This window comes from Streptomyces sp. NPDC047072 (genome assembly GCF_040643855.1).
Classification (GTDB): Bacteria; Actinomycetota; Actinomycetes; order Streptomycetales; family Streptomycetaceae; genus Streptomyces.
Genome location: NZ_JBEYVC010000047.1, coordinates 1 through 17,025 on the forward strand (window position 1 = coordinate 1; position 17,025 = coordinate 17,025).

Genomic DNA, 17,025 nt, shown 5'->3' on the forward strand with positions numbered 1-17,025 from the left:
CGCTCGGCCCGCGCCCCTGCTCCAGCCGGATGTAGTAGTCGACGCTCACCCCGGCGAGAACGGCGAGGGCGCGGTGGCGTCCAAGCGCAAGGACGCGCGGCGCAACAAGGAGACGCTGCTGGAGGCGGCGGCCGCCGCCGTCGTGGCGTCGGGTGTCGAGGCGCCCGTCCGGGACATCGCGGCCGAGGCCGGGGTCGGGGTGGGCACGATCTACCGGCACTTCCCGACGCGGGCGGACCTGATCATCGCCGTCTACCGGCACCAGGTGGAGGCGTGTGCCGAGGCCGGCCCGCAGTTGCTGGAGAGCGGCGCGAGTCCCTATGCGGCGCTGGGGGAGTGGATCGACCTCTTCGTCAACTTCCTCGTCACCAAGCACGGCCTCGCCTCCGTGCTGCACTCCGACGAGGCGGGCTTCGACACCCTGCACGCGTACTTCCTGGACCGGCTCGTACCGGTCTGCGCCCAACTCCTCGCCGCTGCCGCCGAGTCGGGGGAGATCCGCGCCGACCTGGAGGCGTACGAGGTCATGCGGGGCGTCGGGAACCTCTGCATCGGTGCGGAGAGCGACGAGCGGTATGACGCGCGACGGTTGGTGGGTGTTCTTGTCGCGGGGCTGCGTCGGCCTGAGTAGTCAGAGGAGTTACGCGCGTCAGCGGCCCGCCTTGCCCCGCTCGCCGTAAGCGGTCCTGCTCGCCTCGATGTCCGCGATGTGCTCGATCGCCCACCCGGCGAGCGTGAGCGCCGGGGCGATGAGGCTGCGGCCGGTGGGCGTCAGCTCGTACTCGACACGCGGCGGCACCTCGGCGTACGCGGTCCGGGTCAGCAGGCCGTCGCGCTCCAGGTTTCGGAGGGTGAGCGTCAGCATGCGCTGGGAGATGCCGGGCACCTGGCGCTGGAGGTCGGTGAAGCGCAGGCGGCCCTGGTCCAGGGTCACCACGATCAGCAGCGTCCACTTGTCGCAGATCCGGTCGAGCACCGCCCGCAGGGTCCGCCCGCCGTCACCCTTGATCATGCAGGTGTCCTCGTACTGCGACATGACAGCCCCCTGTGCCCTACGCACACACGTGTGCCTTTTGTAAGCCCCCCGACGGTCACCCATGATGGGCCACCTTCCGCCCGGTAACCAACGCACAAGGGGGCACCATTGGACGTCGCCTACTGGATCGTCGCCGCACTGCTGGCGGTGTTCTACCTCCACGCCGGAGGCAAGAAGGTCCTCCAGAGCCAGGAGCAGCTCCGGCCCATGATGGGGTGGGTCGACCGGATCCCCATGCCGGTCGTCCGGCTCATCGGCACGCTGGAGGCGCTCGGCGCCGTGGGGCTGATACTCCCGCCGCTGACCGGTATCGCACCCGCCCTCGCCGTCGCCGCGGCGATCGGGCTCGCGCTCGTCCAGGTCGGCGGGACCTACGTGCACGTGTCCCGCGGGGAGACCCGGGTGATCGGCCTCAACATCGCGCTGCTGGCCCTCGCCGCGGTGACCGCCTGGCTGGCCGCCGTACGACTGTGACGGCCCGCAGGCGCGGAGGCGGACGCCCCTCGGCATCCGCCCCCGACCCGCCTGCGGCGCGCCCCCGACCCGCCTGTGGCGCGCCCCCGCCCCGCCCGCGGCGCACCGCCTGCCCGTCAGCTCACCGCCCGCTTTACCAGCTCACCGATCAGCGCCTCGTCCGCGGCCGTCAGCTCCCTGAGCGCGAAGGCCGTCGGCCACATCGACCCCTCGTCGAGCCGCGCCTCGTCGTTGAACCCGAGCGTGGCGTAGCGCGCCTTGAACTTCGCCGCGCTCTGGAAGAAGCAGACCACCTTGCCGTTCCTGGCGTACGACGGCATCCCGTACCAGAGCTTCGGCGCGAGCTCGGGCGCGGCAGCCCGGACGACGGCGTGCACCCGCTCCGCCAAGACCCGGTCGCCGTCCTGCATCTCGGCGATCTTCTCCAGGACGGCGGCCTCTTCCTGCGCCGCCTTGTCGGCCCGCGACCCGCGCCGCGCGGAGGCCTTCAGCTCCTGGGAACGCTCCTTCATCGCGGCGCGCTCCTCCTCGGTGAACTTCGGAGCGGTCGTGGTGGTCTGTACGTCGTTCATGATCGGTTTCCTTCCGTCGTGCCGTCGCGAGTCGTGAAGGGGGCAGGTCTCGGGGTCAGCCCCACGCGCCGGCGATCTGCCGGGTGGTGGCGTTGAGCCGGTTGAACAGGTTGGTGACGCCGACCATGAGGACGAGCGCGGCGAGCTGCTTCTCGTCGAAGTAGGTGGCGGCGGTGTCCCAGATCTCGTCGTTCACCGCGTCGGGACGGTCGGCGAGACGCGTGGCCGCTTCGGCGAGGGCGAGCGCGGCCCGCTCCTCCTCCGAGAAGTACGGCGCCTCGCGCCAGGCGGCGACCGTGGCCAGCCGCTCCTCGCTCACGCCGGCCTTGCGGGCCGTCTTGGCCCCGGCGTCGACACAGGCGCTGCACCCGTTGATCTGGCTGACCCGCAGATGCACGAGTTCGAGCGTCTGCGGTTCCACGCCACCGGAGTGCGCGGCCTTGAGGATCTCCTGGACGGGACGCATCGCGTCGGACAGGACGACGGCGGGGTTGCGCATACGGGACTGCATGTCGATCGGCTCCTCTCCCGGTGCCCCGTTCCGTCGGGGCGTGACTCCATGACAGCCGGGACGGCGTGCCGCGACCACGACGGTGGGACACCGTGGGACAGCGCCGACTGTCTTGACCAGCGCAGACATCACTGGAAAGACTTCTGCCGGGGCGGGACAGAGAACCGGGGGGAACAGTGGAGAACGATCCGCAGCAGGAACTGGCGGCCAGGCTGCGCCTGCTCCAGGAACTGTCCGGACTCGGCGTCCGGGCCCTCGCCCGCGACGCGGGACTCAGCTCCTCGTCCCTGTCGCGCTACCTCACCGGACAGACCGTGCCACCCTGGCCCGCGGTCGTCGCCCTCTGCCGCCTGGTCAAGCGCGACCCCCGGCCGCTGCGCCCGCTGTGGGAGCGGATCTCGAACCCCCTGCCCGCGCCCCCGAAGAGCAGCCGCCTGGCGCACCCACAACCGCGCAACGATCTCCCGCGCGACGCCCCCGACTTCACCGGCCGCGAGGAGCAACTCGCCGCCGTGCTCGCCGCGATCGACACGCACCGGGCGGTCACCGTGGACGGCATGGCGGGCGTCGGCAAGACCTGTCTCGCGGTGCACGCCGCCCACCGGCTCGCCGCCGACTTCCCGGACGCCCAGCTCTACGTGGACCTGCACGGCTTCACCGAGGGCAGGCCCCCGCTCGACCCCGACTCCGCGCTGCGCATGCTCCTCGGCGCCCTCGACGTCCCGTCCGAGCGGGTCCCCCAGGACGGCCTGGAATCCCTGGCGGCCTGCTGGCGCGCCGAGTTGGCCCGCCGCCGGGTCGTGGTCGTCCTCGACAACGCCGCCGACGCCGACCAGGTACGCCCGCTGCTCCCCGGCGCCGGGCCCTCGGTGGCCCTGATCACCAGCCGCAACCGCCTCCTCGGTCTGGAGGAGGTGCCCCCGGTCTCCCTCGACGTACTGACCCCGCGGGAGAGCGCCGAACTGCTGGCCCGCGCCAGCGGAGAGCCGACCGGCTCCGAGGGCAGGCTGACCCGCGAACCGGAGTCCGCCGCCGAGGTGCTCCGGCTGTGCGGCCACCTGCCGCTGGCCCTGCGCCTGGCCGCGGCACGCCTGCGGCACCGCCCCGGCTGGACGGTCGGCGTCCTCGTCGAGCGACTGGCACAGGGGGCGAGCGAGTTCGACACCGCGTTCGCCATGTCCGTACGACAACTCAGTCGCCCTCAGGCCCGGTTGTTCCGGTTGCTCGGGCTGCTGCCCGGGGCGTCCTTCGACGAGTACGGCGTCGCCGCGCTGGCCGACGTACCGCTGCACAGCGCCCAGGAGATTCTGGAGGACCTCGTCGACGCGCACCTCGTGCAACAGCCGACGGCGGGCCGGTACCGGCTGCACGACCTGGTGCACCAGCATGCGCGCAGGGCCGCGGAGGAACAGGACGCGGCGCCCGAGCGGCAGCGGGCGCTGACCTGGGTCCTCGACTACTACGTGCACGCGGCGGCCGCGGCGGACGCCGCGATGCCGTTCGTGTCACCGTCCCGGCCCGTATCTGCGGGCCCGCTACCGTCATGGCTGCCCCGGTTCGCCGACAAGGACGCGGCCCTCGCCTGGCTGGTGACGGAGTACGGCAACCTGGTCGCCGTCTTCGAGACGGCCGCCGCCCTGGGCGCCGACGCGCACGTGTGTGAACTGCCGCGCTTCCTGCGCGCCTACTTCGCCCGGCGCTGCGGGACCACCCACCTCAACGTCCTCTTCGAGCGCTCCCTCGCCGCCGCCGAGCGCCTCGGCGATCCGATCCAACTGGCCGAAGCGCACAGCGATCTGGGGTTCGCGCGCTACAACGCGGGCCGGATGGGGGAGGCTTCGGCGGCGTACGAGGCGGCCGCCCTGCGGCTGGCCGGGACGGGGGACTCCCGGGCGGAGGCCGAACTGACCATGCGCCGCGGCTACTTGAGCTGGGACGCGGGGCACACGGAAGAGCCGCTGGAACTCTTCCGCCTCGCGGGGAAGCTCTACGAGCAGGCGGGTTGCCCGACGGACGCGGCACACGCGGTCGCGGCCGAGGCGTGGACGCTGCTCCAGCTGGGCCAGGGCGAGGAGGCGGCTCGACGGGCCAGGGAGGTACTCGCCACCCCGCACACCGACCCCGCGTGGCCCCCGGCCCTGACCGCCCGGATCACCCTCGGCGTGGCCGTCGCCGCCACGGAGCCGGACGAGGCGGAGCACCAACTGCACCGGGCCCTGGCGGTGTCCCGCGACGACGGCCACCTCCACAACCAGGCATGGTGCCTGAACTGCCTGGGCGTGGCCCTGCGCCGGATGGGCCGCTACGAGGAGGCCCTGGCGAGCCACGCGCAGGCGTTCGCCCTCCTCGACGACCTCTTCGAGGAACACTGGAAGATCCACTTCCTCGACGGCTACGCGGAGACCTCCCGCCTCGCGGGACTCGCCGACCAGGCCCTGCGCCTTCACCGCCAAGCGCTCGAACTCGCCCGGCGACTCGGAAACCGCCAAGCGGAGGCGAGGGCCCACGAGGGGATCGCGGCCCTGCTCGACGCGCCGCCGTGACGACCACGGGACGGCATCGATAATAGGATCATGACGATGTGCAAGAACTGCGGCGCTAACAAAGGCCGTTGGTCCCGATCCTGCTCCCAGTGCTCGTCGAAGCGGGACAGGGAGCCGGTGATCGGGGGCGCCCTCGACACGCTTACGTTGACGGGTGTGTTCGGATGGGTGTGGCGAGGGATCACGGGAGCCGCCCAGGCGGTGCTGCGTGCGCTCAACTGACGTCGCTCAACTGTCGGCGCGGCGGGGGACGCCCAGGGTGAGGGCGGCGAGGAGGCCTTTCCCGGCTGGTTCATCGGGGCGCGCCCTCGCCGCCCTCACCCTCGCCCGCACCACCCCCGGCGGCCCCGCCCACCAGCGCATCCGCACCATGCGCGACTACCTGGCCTGGCTCCTGGACGTCCAGCGCATACCGGCCGCCCGGCGCGAGTACAAGGCGCAACGGGACGCCGGCGAAGGCTGGGCCGGGTCGATCGCCCAGCTCCGCAAACGTGCCAGGCTCAGCACCTGGCCACCAGGACATGCGCGGCGGTCCGCGTGGGGAGTTCGGTGGCCTCCCCACCGCCGCTGACCGTCACGCCGCCGGGCGAGGACGTCACGCTCACGACCGCGCCGGGCCGCACCCCGGCGTGCCGCAGGGCGTACATCAGGTGCAGGTCGGTCTGGATCGGCTCCCTGATGCACCGTACGACCGCGCTCGCGCCGTTCGGCCCGGGTTCGAGGTCGTCGAGGCCGACCATGTTCTCGTCGGGGAAGGGATCCACGGCGCTCTTCCCGTCGAGTTCCTCCAGACCCGGAATCGGGTTGCCGTAGGGCGACTCGGTCGGGTGCAGCAGCGCGAGGATGCGGCGCTCGACGGCCTCGCTCATCACGTGCTCCCAACGGCAGGCCTCGGTGTGGGCCTGCTCCCATTCCAGCCCGATCACGTCGACGAGCAGACACTCCGCGAGCCGGTGTCTGCGCATCACCCGCGTGGCGATCCGCCGGCCCTCCGCCGTCAGCTCCAGGTGCCGGTCGCGGGCGACGTGCAGCAGACCGTTGCGCGACATGCGGGCGACGGTCTGGCTGACGGTGGGTCCGCTCTGGTCCAGGCGCTCGGCGATCCGGGCGCGCAGGGGGACCACGCCCTCCTCTTCGAGCTCCAGGACCGTGCGGAGATACATCTCCGTGGTGTCGATGAGTCCGGACACGCTGTTCGTCAGGCGGGGGTTTCGGCGGTGGCGGTCAGGACCGCGCGGCCGAGGATGTGGCCGGCCATGGTGAAGCCGAGGACGGCCGGGGTGGAGTCGGCCGGGACGCCGATGGACTCGACGTCGAGGGCGTGCACCACGACGAAGTAGCGGTGCGGGCCATGTCCGGCCGGCGGCGCGGCGCCGATGAAGCGGGTCGCGCGCGCGTCGTTGGGCAGCTGGAAGGCGCCCTCGGGCAGACCCGAACCGGTGTCGTCGCCGGCGCCTTCGGGCAGCTCGGTGACGGTGGCGGGGATGTCGGCGACCGCCCAGTGCCAGAACCCGGACCCGGTGGGCGCGTCGGGGTCGTAGACGGTGACGGCGTAGCTCCTGGTGCCGTCCGGGGCGCCGCTCCAGGACAGCTGCGGGGAGACGTCCTTCCCGCCGGGGACACCGGAGGAGTGCTGCTCGGGCGACCAGGCGGCGCCGTCGGTGACGGTCGTGCTGGTGACGGTGAAGGAGGCCGCTTCGGGGAGGCGGGCGAAGGGGTCGTTGGCGTTCATCGCGTTGTTCCTTTTCGGATCGTGTCGGGTGGAGTGGCAGTCGCTGATCGACCATAACACTAATAATCGATTATTGAGTTGATCGTCTATGCTGAGGGGCATGGGAAAGCCGATGCTCTCCGAGCAGGTCTACGCACACCTGAGGGACGCGATCATGCGCGGGGATCACGCTCCGAGCGACGCCCTCAAACCGCAGGACCTCGCCAAGGAACAGGGCGTGAGCCTGGCCGTCGTGCGTGAGGCACTCGTGCGGCTGGTCGGCGAGGGATTCGCCGACCGGCTGCCCAACCGCGGCTTCGCCGTCCCGGACTTCTCCGACCGGCGCTGGCAGGAGATCGCGGAGGCCCGCAGGACCATCGAACCGGTCGTGCTGCGGATGTCCGTCGAGCGCGGGGACGTCGAGTGGGAGGCCCGGGTGCGAGCCGCCCACCACCGCCTGGCCCGCACCCCGGTGTACGTGCCGGAGGAGGGCGAGTACTACAGCGGCGCATGGTCCGAAGCCCACCGGGTCTTCCACCGCGCCCTGTTGGAGGGCTGCGGCAACCCCGTCCTGCTGGACACCTTCGACCGGATGTGGACCGCGAGCGAGCTGGCCCGCCGCTGGTCCGCGCACCACAACCCGGACCGGGACGGGGCCGGAGAACACCGTCGGCTGGAGGAGGCGGCACTGGACCGCGACGCCGACACCGCGGCGGAGGTACTGACCCACCACCTCACCCAGACCGCGGCCGACCTGACGGACCGCGCCCACGGGGAATCCGCGAAGCAAGCGTGAAACGCCCCGCCGACCCGGCCGGGCGCCACCTGCGCCGATCGGTGCGGGCCGTCACGGTTCCTCCACTACGACGGGACCGCTCCAGCAAACCGGGTGTTGAAAGCGACCTGGCCGATCAGACCCGCGGTCAGGACCAGCACCGGGTCGGTGAGTCCCGCAGGCAGGACCGGTGAGGCGTTGGCTCCGGTCCGGCGGTGGGTGAGCGGGGCCGAGAGGAACGCGATCGGGCCGGTCGAGGTTGTGGCGAGCGCGGTCAGCCCGACCGCGCCGGGCACCAGAGTCGGTCGTACGGCTTTCACCCGCGTACCCAGCTCCCGCGCACTGTCGTCGTCGAGTTGCAGCGCCGTCAACGGCCAGGCCGGCGCCGGCAGTACGGCCGACAGCCGCCGCGCGACGCATTGACGCACCCGGATGTCCGCTCTACGTTTGCCGGAACGTTCCGGCATGAGACACGCAAGAGAAGCGGTGCCACCCATGGGTCTTCCCTCCGCCGACTGGCTCGTCCGACCGATCGCCCCGGTCGACGAGGCCGACGCGCTCGCGCTCCTTGGCGAGCGTTACGGCGTCCAGGGCAGCCTCCAGTCGCTCGGCAGCCAGCAGGACCGCAACTACCGGGTGCGTACGGACACCGCCGACCACGTCCTCAAGGTCACCAACCCGGCCGTCGACCCCGCCGCCCTGCGCCTGCAGTGCACGGCGGTCAAGCAACTGGCCACCGCCCTCCCCGAGTTGCGGCTGCCCGAGCCGCGCCCGGGCGTGGACGGCGACCCCTTGCAGTGGCTCACGGCCGACGGCTCGAAACTCGCCTGTCTGCTGCTGGACTTCGTACCCGGGGAGCCCATCATGGACAGCCGCTACCTCGCCCCCGCGGTCGTCGCCCGGCTGGGCGGGATCGCCGGCCGGGTCGCGACCGCCCTGTCCGCACTCGACACGCCCGCGGCGGACCGCCCCCGCCTGTGGGACCTGCGCAACGCGCTCACGGTGGTCGAGACGCTCGCCCCGCACCTGCCGGACCAGATCCGCGCCCAGCGGGTCCTGCGCGCGGCCCGCGCCGCCCACGCCCTGGTCGAGCCGTACGCCGACCGCCTGCCGACGCAGCTGATCCACGGCGACCTCACCGACAACAACGTCGTCTGCGAGACGGCCCCCGACGGACGTCCGATGCCGGTCGGCGTGATCGACTTCGGCGATCTGGGCCTCGGCTGGACCGTCGCCGAACTGGCCGTCACCTGCACCTCGGTCCTCCATCACCATGGCGCGGGACCGGCCTCCGTGCTGTCCGCCGTCCGCGCCTTCCACGCGGAACGCCCGCTCGGCGACGACGAGTTGGCAGTGCTGTGGCCGCTCGTCGTGCTGCGCGCGGCCGTCCTCGTGGTGAGCGGCCAGTACGACGTACGCCTCGACCCGGACAACGACTACGCCTTGGACGCGCTCGAGCGCGAGTGGACGATGTTCGAGGTGGCCGCGTCGGTCCCGGCCCAGGTGATGACGGCACAGCTCCGCCACGCGCTGGACCTGGTGTCCCCACAGGGGGTGCCGGTGACCGGCGAACGCATGATCGCCGCCCTCCCGGAGAGCGTCCACGCCCTGGACCTCTCGGTCCTCGCCGACGACCTGCACACCGGCTTCTGGCTGTCGCCGAACGCCGAACACGACCTGGTCCGCGCGGAGTTGAGCGCCACGCGGGCCGTCCGTACCCGGCACGGCGAGTTCCGGATGACCCGGACGACGGTCGACGGAGAAGGCCCCGCCGAGACCTGCGCCCTCGGCGTCGAGCTGTACCTCACCGAACCGCTGGAGGTCCGGGCCCCCTGGGCGGGCATGCTCTCCCGCGACACCGACTGGGTGGTCACGCTACGGCAGGACGACGGCCCGGACCTGATCCTCGACGGCCTCGACACCGACCCCCTGACCTCAGGGCCGGTCAAGTCCGGCCAACTGCTCGGCACGGTCGTCGAACTCGACGGCTTCCACGTCCTGGGCGTCCAGCTCAGCCACCTCCCCGGCGCACGCCCGCCCCGCTTCGTCACCCCCGAACTCGCCGACGGCTGGCTCCAGTTGTGCCCCGACCCCACGGCACTGCTCCTGCCTGGGACGCCTGAACCAGGCGCCACCGACGAGGAGTTGCTGAGCCGCCGCAACGACGCCTTCGCCACCGTCCAGGAGCACTACTACGAGGAGCCTCCCCGCATCGAGCGCGGCTGGCGTCAGTACCTGGTCGACACCCGGGGGCGCGGCTACCTCGACATGCTCAACAACGTGACCATCCTCGGCCACGGCCACCCCGTCCTCAGCGACGCCGTCCACCGCCAGTGGCAGCGGCTGAACACCAACTCCCGTTTCCACTACGCCTCGGTGGTCGAGCTGTCGGAACGGCTCACCGGGCTGCTCCCCGCCGAGCTGGACACCGTGTTCCTGGTGAACAGCGGCTCCGAGGCGGTCGACCTCGCGCTGCGGCTCGCCTGGGCGACGACCGGGCGCCAGGACGTGGTCGCGGTTGAGGAGGCGTACCACGGCTGGACCTTCGCGAGCGACGCCGTCTCCACCTCGGTCGCCGACAACCCCAACGCCCTGGAATCACGCCCGTCTTGGGTGCACACCGTCGCCGCGCCCAACTCCTACCGGGGCCGCCACCGGGGCGAGGAGGCGCGCCGCTACGGCCCTGAGGCCGCCGCCCGCATCACCGAACTCGCCGCTGAGGGACACGCCCACGCCGCCTTCCTCTGTGAACCGTACTACGGCAACGCCGGCGGAATGGCCCTGCCCGACGGCTACTTGGAGCAGGTCTACGCGGCGACCCGGGCCGTAGGCGGCCTCTGCATCGCCGACGAGGTGCAGGTCGGCTACGGCCGACTCGGCACCCACTTCTGGGGGTTCGAGCAGCAAGGCGTCGTCCCGGACATCGTGACCGTCGCCAAGGCCATGGGCAACGGACACCCGCTCGGCGCGGTCATCACCCGCCGCGAGATCGCCGACGCCTACCGCACCCAGGGCTACTTCTTCTCCTCGGCCGGCGGCAGCCCCGTCAGCTCGGTGGTCGGCCTGACCGTGCTCGACATCCTGCGGAACGAGGGCCTCCAGGCCAACGCCCGTGAGGTGGGCGGGTACTTGAAGCGGCGGCTAGTCGAACTCGCCGACCGGCACCCGCTGATCGGCACGGTGCACGGCTCCGGGCTCTATCTGGGCGTGGAGTTCGTGCGCGACCGTACGACCCTGGAACCCGCCACCGAGGAGACGGCCGCCATCTGCGAGCGGCTGCGCGAACTCGGCGTGATCATGCAGCCGACGTCCGACCGGCAGTGCGTGCTGAAGATCAAGCCGCCGCTGTGCCTGACCCGGGACAGCGCGGACGTCTTCGTCGCCGCCCTCGACGACGTTCTCACGAACGGCTGGTGACTCGCGATGACCTCCGGAACCCCCGCGGCCTCCGGAACCCCCGCCGCCGAGCCCGTCCCCACCGCCGCGCCCGTCTCCGTCGCGCCGCCCACCATCGCCGACGTGGCCCGCGAGGCCGCCGTCTCCAAGACCACCGCCTCGGACGCCCTGCGCGGCCACGGCCGGGTCTCGGGACCCACCCGCCGCGCGGTCCTGGACGCCGCCGAGCGGCTCGGCTACGCCCCCAACCGCAGCGCCCGCAGCCTGCGCACCTCGGTGACCGAGACCATCGCCCTGCACATCCCGGAGTTCCTGACGAGCGCCGAGTACTACATGTCGTTCGTCTTCGGCGTCGCCGAACAGGCCGCCCGCGCCGGGCTCAACGTCACCCTGCTCTCCTCCGGTCACCTCCCGGACCGCCGGGGCACGGTCCCGCAGGTCGACGGGCTCGTGCTGTGCGACCCGGTGGCCGAGGACCCGGTCGTCGAGCAGCTGATGAGCAGCGGACTGCCGGTCGTCACGGCCGAGCGGTACGTCGGCGACCGCCGGCCCACCGGCGTCATCTGGTCCGACCACGACGCCTCGATGACCGAACTCCTCGACCACGTGTACAAGTGCGGCGCCCGCCGTCCGGCGTTCGTCGCCTCCGACACCACCGGCGACTGGGCCCTCACCCTCCAGCGCACGTACGCCCGCTGGAGCGCCGAGCGCGGACTGCCCGAACTCGCCGGCAAGGCGCCGTTCGGCTCGACACCCGACGTCCTCCAAGGCGTCGTACGCCAACTGCTGGCCACGACACCGGAGATCGACGCGATCGTGTGCGCCGCGGACGGCGCGGCCGCCGCGGTCCTGCCCGAACTCCGGTCCTCGGGGCGCAAGGTGGGCGACGACCTGTTGCTCGCCTCCTGCGTCGACAGCTCCGCCATGCGTACGGCGGAGCCCCCGATCACCGCGGTCGACCTGCGACCGCGGACCATGGGCGCCGAATGCGCCCGTCTGCTCTGCGAGATCCTCTCCGGCGAGACGCCGAGGGGTACCGTCCGCGATCTTCCCATCGAGCTGAACATACGGGCGTCCACGTGCCCTTAGGCGTCACAGGAATGCGTCGTCCCGCCAACTGCCCCGCCTGCCCACCCGGGGGCGTGGAGGAGGCCGGTAGGACCGGAAGTCCACGCCTTTCGGCCATCCACCCGCAAGACCTCCCTCACCTCCCGCTCGCCACTGGTGGGACTCGTGACCCGCGCTGCCCTGGGCGGATGTCCCGAGGTCCGGTGGGTGATGTCACTGGGGCCAACTAAGCTCCCGCCCATGAGTGAGGCTGAAAGAGGTCCCGGCAGACGGGTCGTCGACGGGCGCTTCGAGTTGGAGGCCCGCCTCGGCGGCGGCGGGATGGGTACCGTATGGCGGGCGAAGGACCTGGTCCTGCACCGACTGGTGGCGGTCAAGGAGGTCCGCCCGCCGGACCGCGACCTCGCCGAGTACGACCCCGACGCCGCCCGGATGCTGCGCGAGCGTGTCCTGCGCGAGGCCAGGGCGCTGGCCCGGATCGACCATCCGAACGTCGTCACCATCCACCACATCGTCGACGGCGGCGAGGGCACCTACCCGTGGCTCGTGATGGAACTCGTCACCGGCGGCTCCCTCGCCGACCGCCTCGCCCGGGAACCGATGCCTCCGGCCGAGGCCGCGCGGATCGGCCGCGGTGTCCTGGCCGCGCTGACCGCCGCGCACGACGCCGGCATCCAGCACCGTGACGTCAAGCCCGCCAACGTCCTCATGCGGCCGGACGGCCGCCCCGTCCTCACCGACTTCGGCATCGCGGCGATCCGCGAGACGACCAACCTCACCGCCACCGGCTCCATCATCGGCACCGCCGACTTCATGGCCCCGGAACGCATCACCGGCAACGAGGGCGGCGCCGCGTCCGACCTCTGGTCGCTGGCGATGATGCTGTACACCGCCGTCGAGGGCCACCACCCGCTGCGCCGCGGCACCACGCTGGCCACCCTCGCCGCGGTCCTGCACGAGGAGGTCCCGCCGCCTGTGCGCGCCGGCGCCCTGGGCGACGTACTGATGAGCGTGCTCGTACGGGATCCCGCGGCACGTCCGTCCGCCGCGGAGTTGGATCGACTCCTGGCGGCGGTCGAGGCACAACCGACCACGCCCAGGGACGAGCCCACGTCCTACCCGCTGAGGCCGCCGTCCGCCCACGCGACGCCCTCTGTGTCGCCACCCGCTTCTCCCGGTTTCGGCCCTCCACCGGTACTCCAGCCGGTGACCGCACCCGCGCACACGCCTCGCAGAAGAGGATCGGCCCGCCCGGTCCTCCTCAGCCTCTCGGGGACCTCCCTCGTCGGAGCCCTTGCCCTGATGTGGTGGGTGCTGCCCCTGGGAACCGGTGACTCGGGCGATGCGGACGCCAAGGGCTCGACGCCCACGTCCTCCAGCTCGCGATCCGTCGCTCCGGCCGCCAAGAAGTCCGAGGACACGGACACCGAGACGCCGTCCGCGAGCACGAACATGCTCACCCCGGCCAACATCCGCATGGCCATCAAGGCGATCGAGAAGGAGACCGGGCGCAAGAGGTACGGCGCCTTCTCCGTCTACCCGGACTACGTGTGGGCCAGAGTGCTGCTCAAGGACAGCGACGTCGCTTACGAGACCTATACGTACTATCCGGGCCGAGGCGTGGAGAAGGGCATCATCGACGGCAGCCTGACCAGTCTGGAGACACCCTTCACCCTCGACATGTTCGACTGGGACAAGGTCCCGGCGCTCCTCGCGGAGGCGGACAAGAGGCTCAACGTCAAGAACCCGACGAGCCGCTACATCAGCGTGAGCGACCCCAACACCTTCTTCCCGGAGTTCGGTCTGTCCGTCTACCTCTCCGACAAGTACAACCGGAGCGGGATGCTGAGGGCCAACGTCAAGGGCAAGGTGGTCGACGTCACCCCTGCGAAGAGCTGACGGATCTTCCTCTGTTACGCTCCCGAAGCCTCCCGCGGGGGAAGTCCGGTGAGAGTCCGGCGCTGACCCGCAACGGTGTGCGCGGAGCCCTGGTGGTGTCGCGCGAGCCCGATCGCCCGAGGGTGGCGCGACCCGTTGACTGCTCGCCGCGGACTGCGAGAAGGGACCGCGCGGCCACGGTGTCGTACGGGCTGTCTCCCTGACCGACGTTCACCAGGCGGCCCCAGGCGAAGGACCGCCCGACCGTGCGCCGAATACCCCTGCCCGTCCTGGTTCCCGGGCTCGGTGTCCTCCTGCTGGTGAGCCTCGTGTGCGGGGTCGGACTCGGCGCCGCCGGAATCCGCTGGGCGGACGTGGCCCGCTTCCTCTGGGCCGGGCTGACCGGCGGCACCGTGCACGCCGGTGACGCCGCCGCGTACACCATCGTCTGGGAGATCCGGCTGCCGCGTGTCGTGCTCGGCGCGGTCGTCGGCGCGGGGCTCGCCTCCGTCGGCGTGGCCGTGCAGGCGATGGTCCGCAACGCGCTCGCCGACCCCTTCGTCCTCGGCATCTCCTCCGGCGCCGCCGTGGGCGCCAACGCGGTCATCCTGCTGGGCGCGTTCGCCGGCCTCGGCGTGTGGGCGCTGTCGGTGTCGGCGTTCGCCTCGGCCCTCGCGGCCATGGTCCTCGTGTACGCCGTCGCCCGCTCGCCGCACGGACTGACCCCGCTGCGGCTGGTCCTGACCGGTACGGCACTGGCGTACGGCTTCGAGGCCGTCACCACGGTCATGGTGTTCGGCGCGGCCCGCGGCGAGGCGGCCCGCTCGGCGATGATGTGGCTGCTCGGCAGCCTGGGCGGCGCGACCTGGGCGCAAGTCCCGCTCGCGGCCGCGACGGTGACCGCCGGGTGGGTGTGGCTGCGGTGGCGGGCCGAACCGCTCAACGCGCTCGCCATGGGCGACGAGACCTCAGCCGCGCTCGGTGTCCAACCCGGGCGGCTGCGCCGGGAGTTGTTCCTTGTCACCGCCGCCGTGACCGGCACGGTCGTCGCCGTCAGCGGCGCGATCGGGTTCGTCGGGCTGATGGTGCCGCACGTCGTACGGATGCTCGTCGGCGCCGACCACCGCCGGGTGCTCGCGGTGGCACCCTTGGCCGGTGCCGTGCTCCTGGTCTGGGCGGACGTCCTGTCCCGGCTGCTGCTCGCACCCGCCGAACTGCCCGTCGGTGTGATCACCGCGGTGGTCGGAGTCCCCGCCTTCCTGCTGCTGATGCGGCGCGGCGGCTACGCGTTCGGAGGCCGCTGACCATGAGGCTCGACATCGAGAACGTCAGCGTCGACGGAATCCTCGACGACATACAACTGACCGTGAACAGCGGCGCCTTCGTAGGTCTCGTCGGTCCGAACGGCAGCGGCAAGTCCACACTGCTGCGCTGCGTGTACCGGGCGCTGCGGCCCACCGGGGGAGTCGTACGGCTGGACGGGACCGATCTCCTCGCCATGGAACCCCGGGCCACGGCACGGCAGTTGGCCGCCCTGCCCCAGGAGTCCTCCGCCGAGTTCGACTTCACCGTCCACGAAGTCGTCGCGATGGGACGACTTCCGCACCGCAACCGCACGGCCGCCGAGGACCGCGAACTGTGCGCCCGGGCGATGGAACGCACCGGGGTCGCGCACCTCGCCGACCGTGGCTTTCCCGCCCTCTCCGGCGGCGAGAAGCAGCGCGTCCTCATCGCCCGCGCACTCGCCCAGCAGCCGAAGGTCCTCGTCCTCGACGAACCCACCAACCACCTCGACATCGCCCACCAGTTGGACGTCCTGTCCCTGGTCCGCGACAGCGGCCCGACCGTCCTGGCCGCCCTGCACGACCTGAACCTGGCCGCGGCGCACTGCGACCTCCTGTACGTCATCGCGGACGGCCGGATCGTCGCCTCCGGGCCCCCGCACGACGTGCTCCAACCCGCGCGGCTCGCCGAGGTGTTCGGGGTGCGCGCGCATCCGGTACGGCATCCCGAGACCGGCGCTGTTCAGCTCCTGTTCGATCTGCTCCCCGCCAAGTGAGGACCCCCATGCGCAAGTTGCTCGCCGTGTCGCTCTGTCTCGCGGCCACCGTCACCGTCTCCGGATGCGGAGCGAGCGTCGAGCCGTCTACGGACGCCAAATCGGCTGCCGTCACCCTCACCAACTGCGGCCGGAAGGTCACCTACGACCGGGTTCCCGAGCGCGTCGTCACCAACGACGTCGGTATCACCGAGCTGATGTTCGCCCTCGGCCTGGAGAACCGTATGGCCGGGTTCGCGATGCCCGACGACAAGGGCGACCTGACCGACGTGCCCTGGAAGGACGGCTACGACAAGGTCAAGTGGCTCTCCAAGGACCAGCTCACCAAGGAGAACGTCCTCGACGCCCGCGCCGACCTCGTCTTCGCCGGCTGGAACTACGGCTTCCGCGACGACAACGGCTTCACCCCGGACGCCCTCAAGAAGCTCGGCATCCCCTCGTACATCCTCACCGAGTCCTGCCGCAACGGCCGTACGAAGACCTCACGCGGCATCATGCCGCCGCTCGACGCCCTCTACACCGACCTCACCAACCTCGGAAAGCTCTTCGGCGTCGAGAAGCGGGCGGCCACGCTGATCGCCGGCTTCAAGAAGCAGGTCGCCGCCACCGAGGCCCAGGCACCGGCCCACCACCCCAAGGTCTTCCTCTACGACAGCGGCCAGGACGCCCCGTTCACCTCCGGCCGTTACGCCGCCCCCGACCAGATCATCAGCGCGGCCGGCGGCGCGAACGTCATGCACGACGTCGAGGACTCCTGGACCACCGTCGGCTGGGAGACCGTCGTCGAACGCGACCCCGACGCCATCGTCATCTGCGACTACGGCGACGTCAGCGCCGAGCAGAAGCGGAAGTTCCTGCTGTCGTACGCCCCCTTGCGCGACGTCTCCGCGATCAAGCACTGCCGGATCTTCGTCCTCGACTACGTCGACCTGGTCGAAAGCCCCCGCAACCCGTCGGCGATCGCCCGGCTCGGCGCGTATCTGCGCACCGTGGGCCAGTAGA

General features: G+C 71.7%; 16 protein-coding genes and 1 riboswitch. Of the genes, 10 read left to right on the forward strand and 6 right to left on the reverse strand.

Going from position 1 to position 17,025, the window contains the following annotated elements; genetic code table 11:
* Positions 1 to 73 precede the first annotated feature (73 nt).
* The gene (locus ABZ896_RS21365; protein WP_360931154.1) at positions 74 to 631 is read left to right on the forward strand and encodes a TetR/AcrR family transcriptional regulator; all 558 of its coding nucleotides are present in this window, start codon (positions 74 to 76) and stop codon (positions 629 to 631) included.
* A gap of 18 nt (positions 632 to 649) precedes the next feature.
* On the opposite strand, the gene ABZ896_RS21370 is transcribed toward ABZ896_RS21365, so the two are convergent.
* Positions 650 to 1,036, reverse strand: coding sequence for a helix-turn-helix domain-containing protein (locus ABZ896_RS21370; protein WP_360931157.1), 387 nt, complete (start codon positions 1,034 to 1,036; stop codon positions 650 to 652).
* Positions 1,037 to 1,144: 108 nt separating this feature from the next.
* Here ABZ896_RS21370 and ABZ896_RS21375 point away from each other — a divergent pair, with 108 nt between their 5' ends.
* The gene (locus ABZ896_RS21375; protein WP_360931159.1) at positions 1,145 to 1,510 is read left to right on the forward strand and encodes a DoxX family protein; all 366 of its coding nucleotides are present in this window, start codon (positions 1,145 to 1,147) and stop codon (positions 1,508 to 1,510) included.
* Positions 1,511 to 1,626: 116 nt separating this feature from the next.
* Here the strand turns inward: ABZ896_RS21375 and ABZ896_RS21380 are convergent, their stop codons facing one another.
* Together ABZ896_RS21380 and ABZ896_RS21385 are read right to left on the reverse strand one after the other, a co-directional pair.
* Positions 1,627 to 2,082 (reverse strand): DUF1801 domain-containing protein, encoded by a 456-nt coding sequence (locus ABZ896_RS21380; protein ID WP_360931162.1) that lies wholly within the window; start codon positions 2,080 to 2,082, stop codon positions 1,627 to 1,629.
* A gap of 55 nt (positions 2,083 to 2,137) precedes the next feature.
* Positions 2,138 to 2,593, reverse strand: a complete 456-nt coding sequence (locus ABZ896_RS21385; protein WP_360931165.1) for a carboxymuconolactone decarboxylase family protein — start codon at positions 2,591 to 2,593, stop codon at positions 2,138 to 2,140.
* Positions 2,594 to 2,769: 176 nt separating this feature from the next.
* Here ABZ896_RS21385 and ABZ896_RS21390 point away from each other — a divergent pair, with 176 nt between their 5' ends.
* A complete protein-coding gene (locus ABZ896_RS21390) occupies positions 2,770 to 5,136 on the forward strand; it encodes a helix-turn-helix domain-containing protein (RefSeq protein WP_360931168.1) in 2,367 nt (788 codons plus the stop codon).
* A gap of 500 nt (positions 5,137 to 5,636) precedes the next feature.
* On the opposite strand, the gene ABZ896_RS21395 is transcribed toward ABZ896_RS21390, so the two are convergent.
* Together ABZ896_RS21395 and ABZ896_RS21400 are read right to left on the reverse strand one after the other, a co-directional pair.
* Positions 5,637 to 6,326, reverse strand: a complete 690-nt coding sequence (locus ABZ896_RS21395; protein ID WP_360931171.1) for an iron dependent repressor, metal binding and dimerization domain protein — start codon at positions 6,324 to 6,326, stop codon at positions 5,637 to 5,639.
* An 8-nt stretch (positions 6,327 to 6,334) separates the two neighbouring features.
* Positions 6,335 to 6,868: a YbhB/YbcL family Raf kinase inhibitor-like protein gene (locus ABZ896_RS21400; RefSeq protein WP_360931174.1), complete on the reverse strand. Its 534-nt coding sequence runs from the start codon at positions 6,866 to 6,868 to the stop codon at positions 6,335 to 6,337.
* 100 nt (positions 6,869 to 6,968) lie between these two features.
* Between ABZ896_RS21400 and ABZ896_RS21405 the strand changes: the two genes are divergently transcribed.
* Positions 6,969 to 7,643, forward strand: a complete 675-nt coding sequence (locus tag ABZ896_RS21405; protein ID WP_360931177.1) for a GntR family transcriptional regulator — start codon at positions 6,969 to 6,971, stop codon at positions 7,641 to 7,643.
* A gap of 65 nt (positions 7,644 to 7,708) precedes the next feature.
* On the opposite strand, the gene ABZ896_RS21410 is transcribed toward ABZ896_RS21405, so the two are convergent.
* Positions 7,709 to 8,089: an iron chelate uptake ABC transporter family permease subunit gene (locus tag ABZ896_RS21410; protein WP_360931179.1), complete on the reverse strand. Its 381-nt coding sequence runs from the start codon at positions 8,087 to 8,089 to the stop codon at positions 7,709 to 7,711.
* Positions 8,090 to 8,117: 28 nt separating this feature from the next.
* Here ABZ896_RS21410 and ABZ896_RS21415 point away from each other — a divergent pair, with 28 nt between their 5' ends.
* The 6 genes from ABZ896_RS21415 to ABZ896_RS21440 all read left to right on the forward strand — a co-directional run bounded on the left by ABZ896_RS21415 (position 8,118) and on the right by ABZ896_RS21440 (position 17,024).
* Positions 8,118 to 11,039 carry an aminotransferase gene (locus ABZ896_RS21415; protein ID WP_360931182.1) on the forward strand — a complete coding sequence of 974 codons (2,922 nt, stop codon included), beginning with the start codon at positions 8,118 to 8,120 and terminating at the stop codon, positions 11,037 to 11,039.
* Between the two features lie 6 nt (positions 11,040 to 11,045).
* Positions 11,046 to 12,107: a LacI family DNA-binding transcriptional regulator gene (locus ABZ896_RS21420; protein WP_360931185.1), complete on the forward strand. Its 1,062-nt coding sequence runs from the start codon at positions 11,046 to 11,048 to the stop codon at positions 12,105 to 12,107.
* Between the two features lie 219 nt (positions 12,108 to 12,326).
* Complete coding sequence (locus ABZ896_RS21425) at positions 12,327 to 13,985, forward strand: serine/threonine-protein kinase (protein ID WP_360931188.1); 1,659 nt, start codon at positions 12,327 to 12,329, stop codon at positions 13,983 to 13,985.
* A 37-nt stretch (positions 13,986 to 14,022) separates the two neighbouring features.
* A riboswitch (cobalamin riboswitch) is annotated at positions 14,023 to 14,103 on the forward strand.
* Positions 14,104 to 14,230: 127 nt separating this feature from the next.
* Positions 14,231 to 15,268: an iron ABC transporter permease gene (locus ABZ896_RS21430; RefSeq protein WP_360931191.1), complete on the forward strand. Its 1,038-nt coding sequence runs from the start codon at positions 14,231 to 14,233 to the stop codon at positions 15,266 to 15,268.
* A gap of 2 nt (positions 15,269 to 15,270) precedes the next feature.
* Complete coding sequence (locus tag ABZ896_RS21435; RefSeq protein ID WP_360931194.1) at positions 15,271 to 16,023, forward strand: ABC transporter ATP-binding protein; 753 nt, start codon at positions 15,271 to 15,273, stop codon at positions 16,021 to 16,023.
* A gap of 8 nt (positions 16,024 to 16,031) precedes the next feature.
* On the forward strand, positions 16,032 to 17,024 hold the full coding sequence (locus ABZ896_RS21440; protein WP_360931197.1) for an ABC transporter substrate-binding protein: 993 nt from the start codon (positions 16,032 to 16,034) through the stop codon (positions 17,022 to 17,024).
* Position 17,025 lies beyond the last annotated feature (1 nt).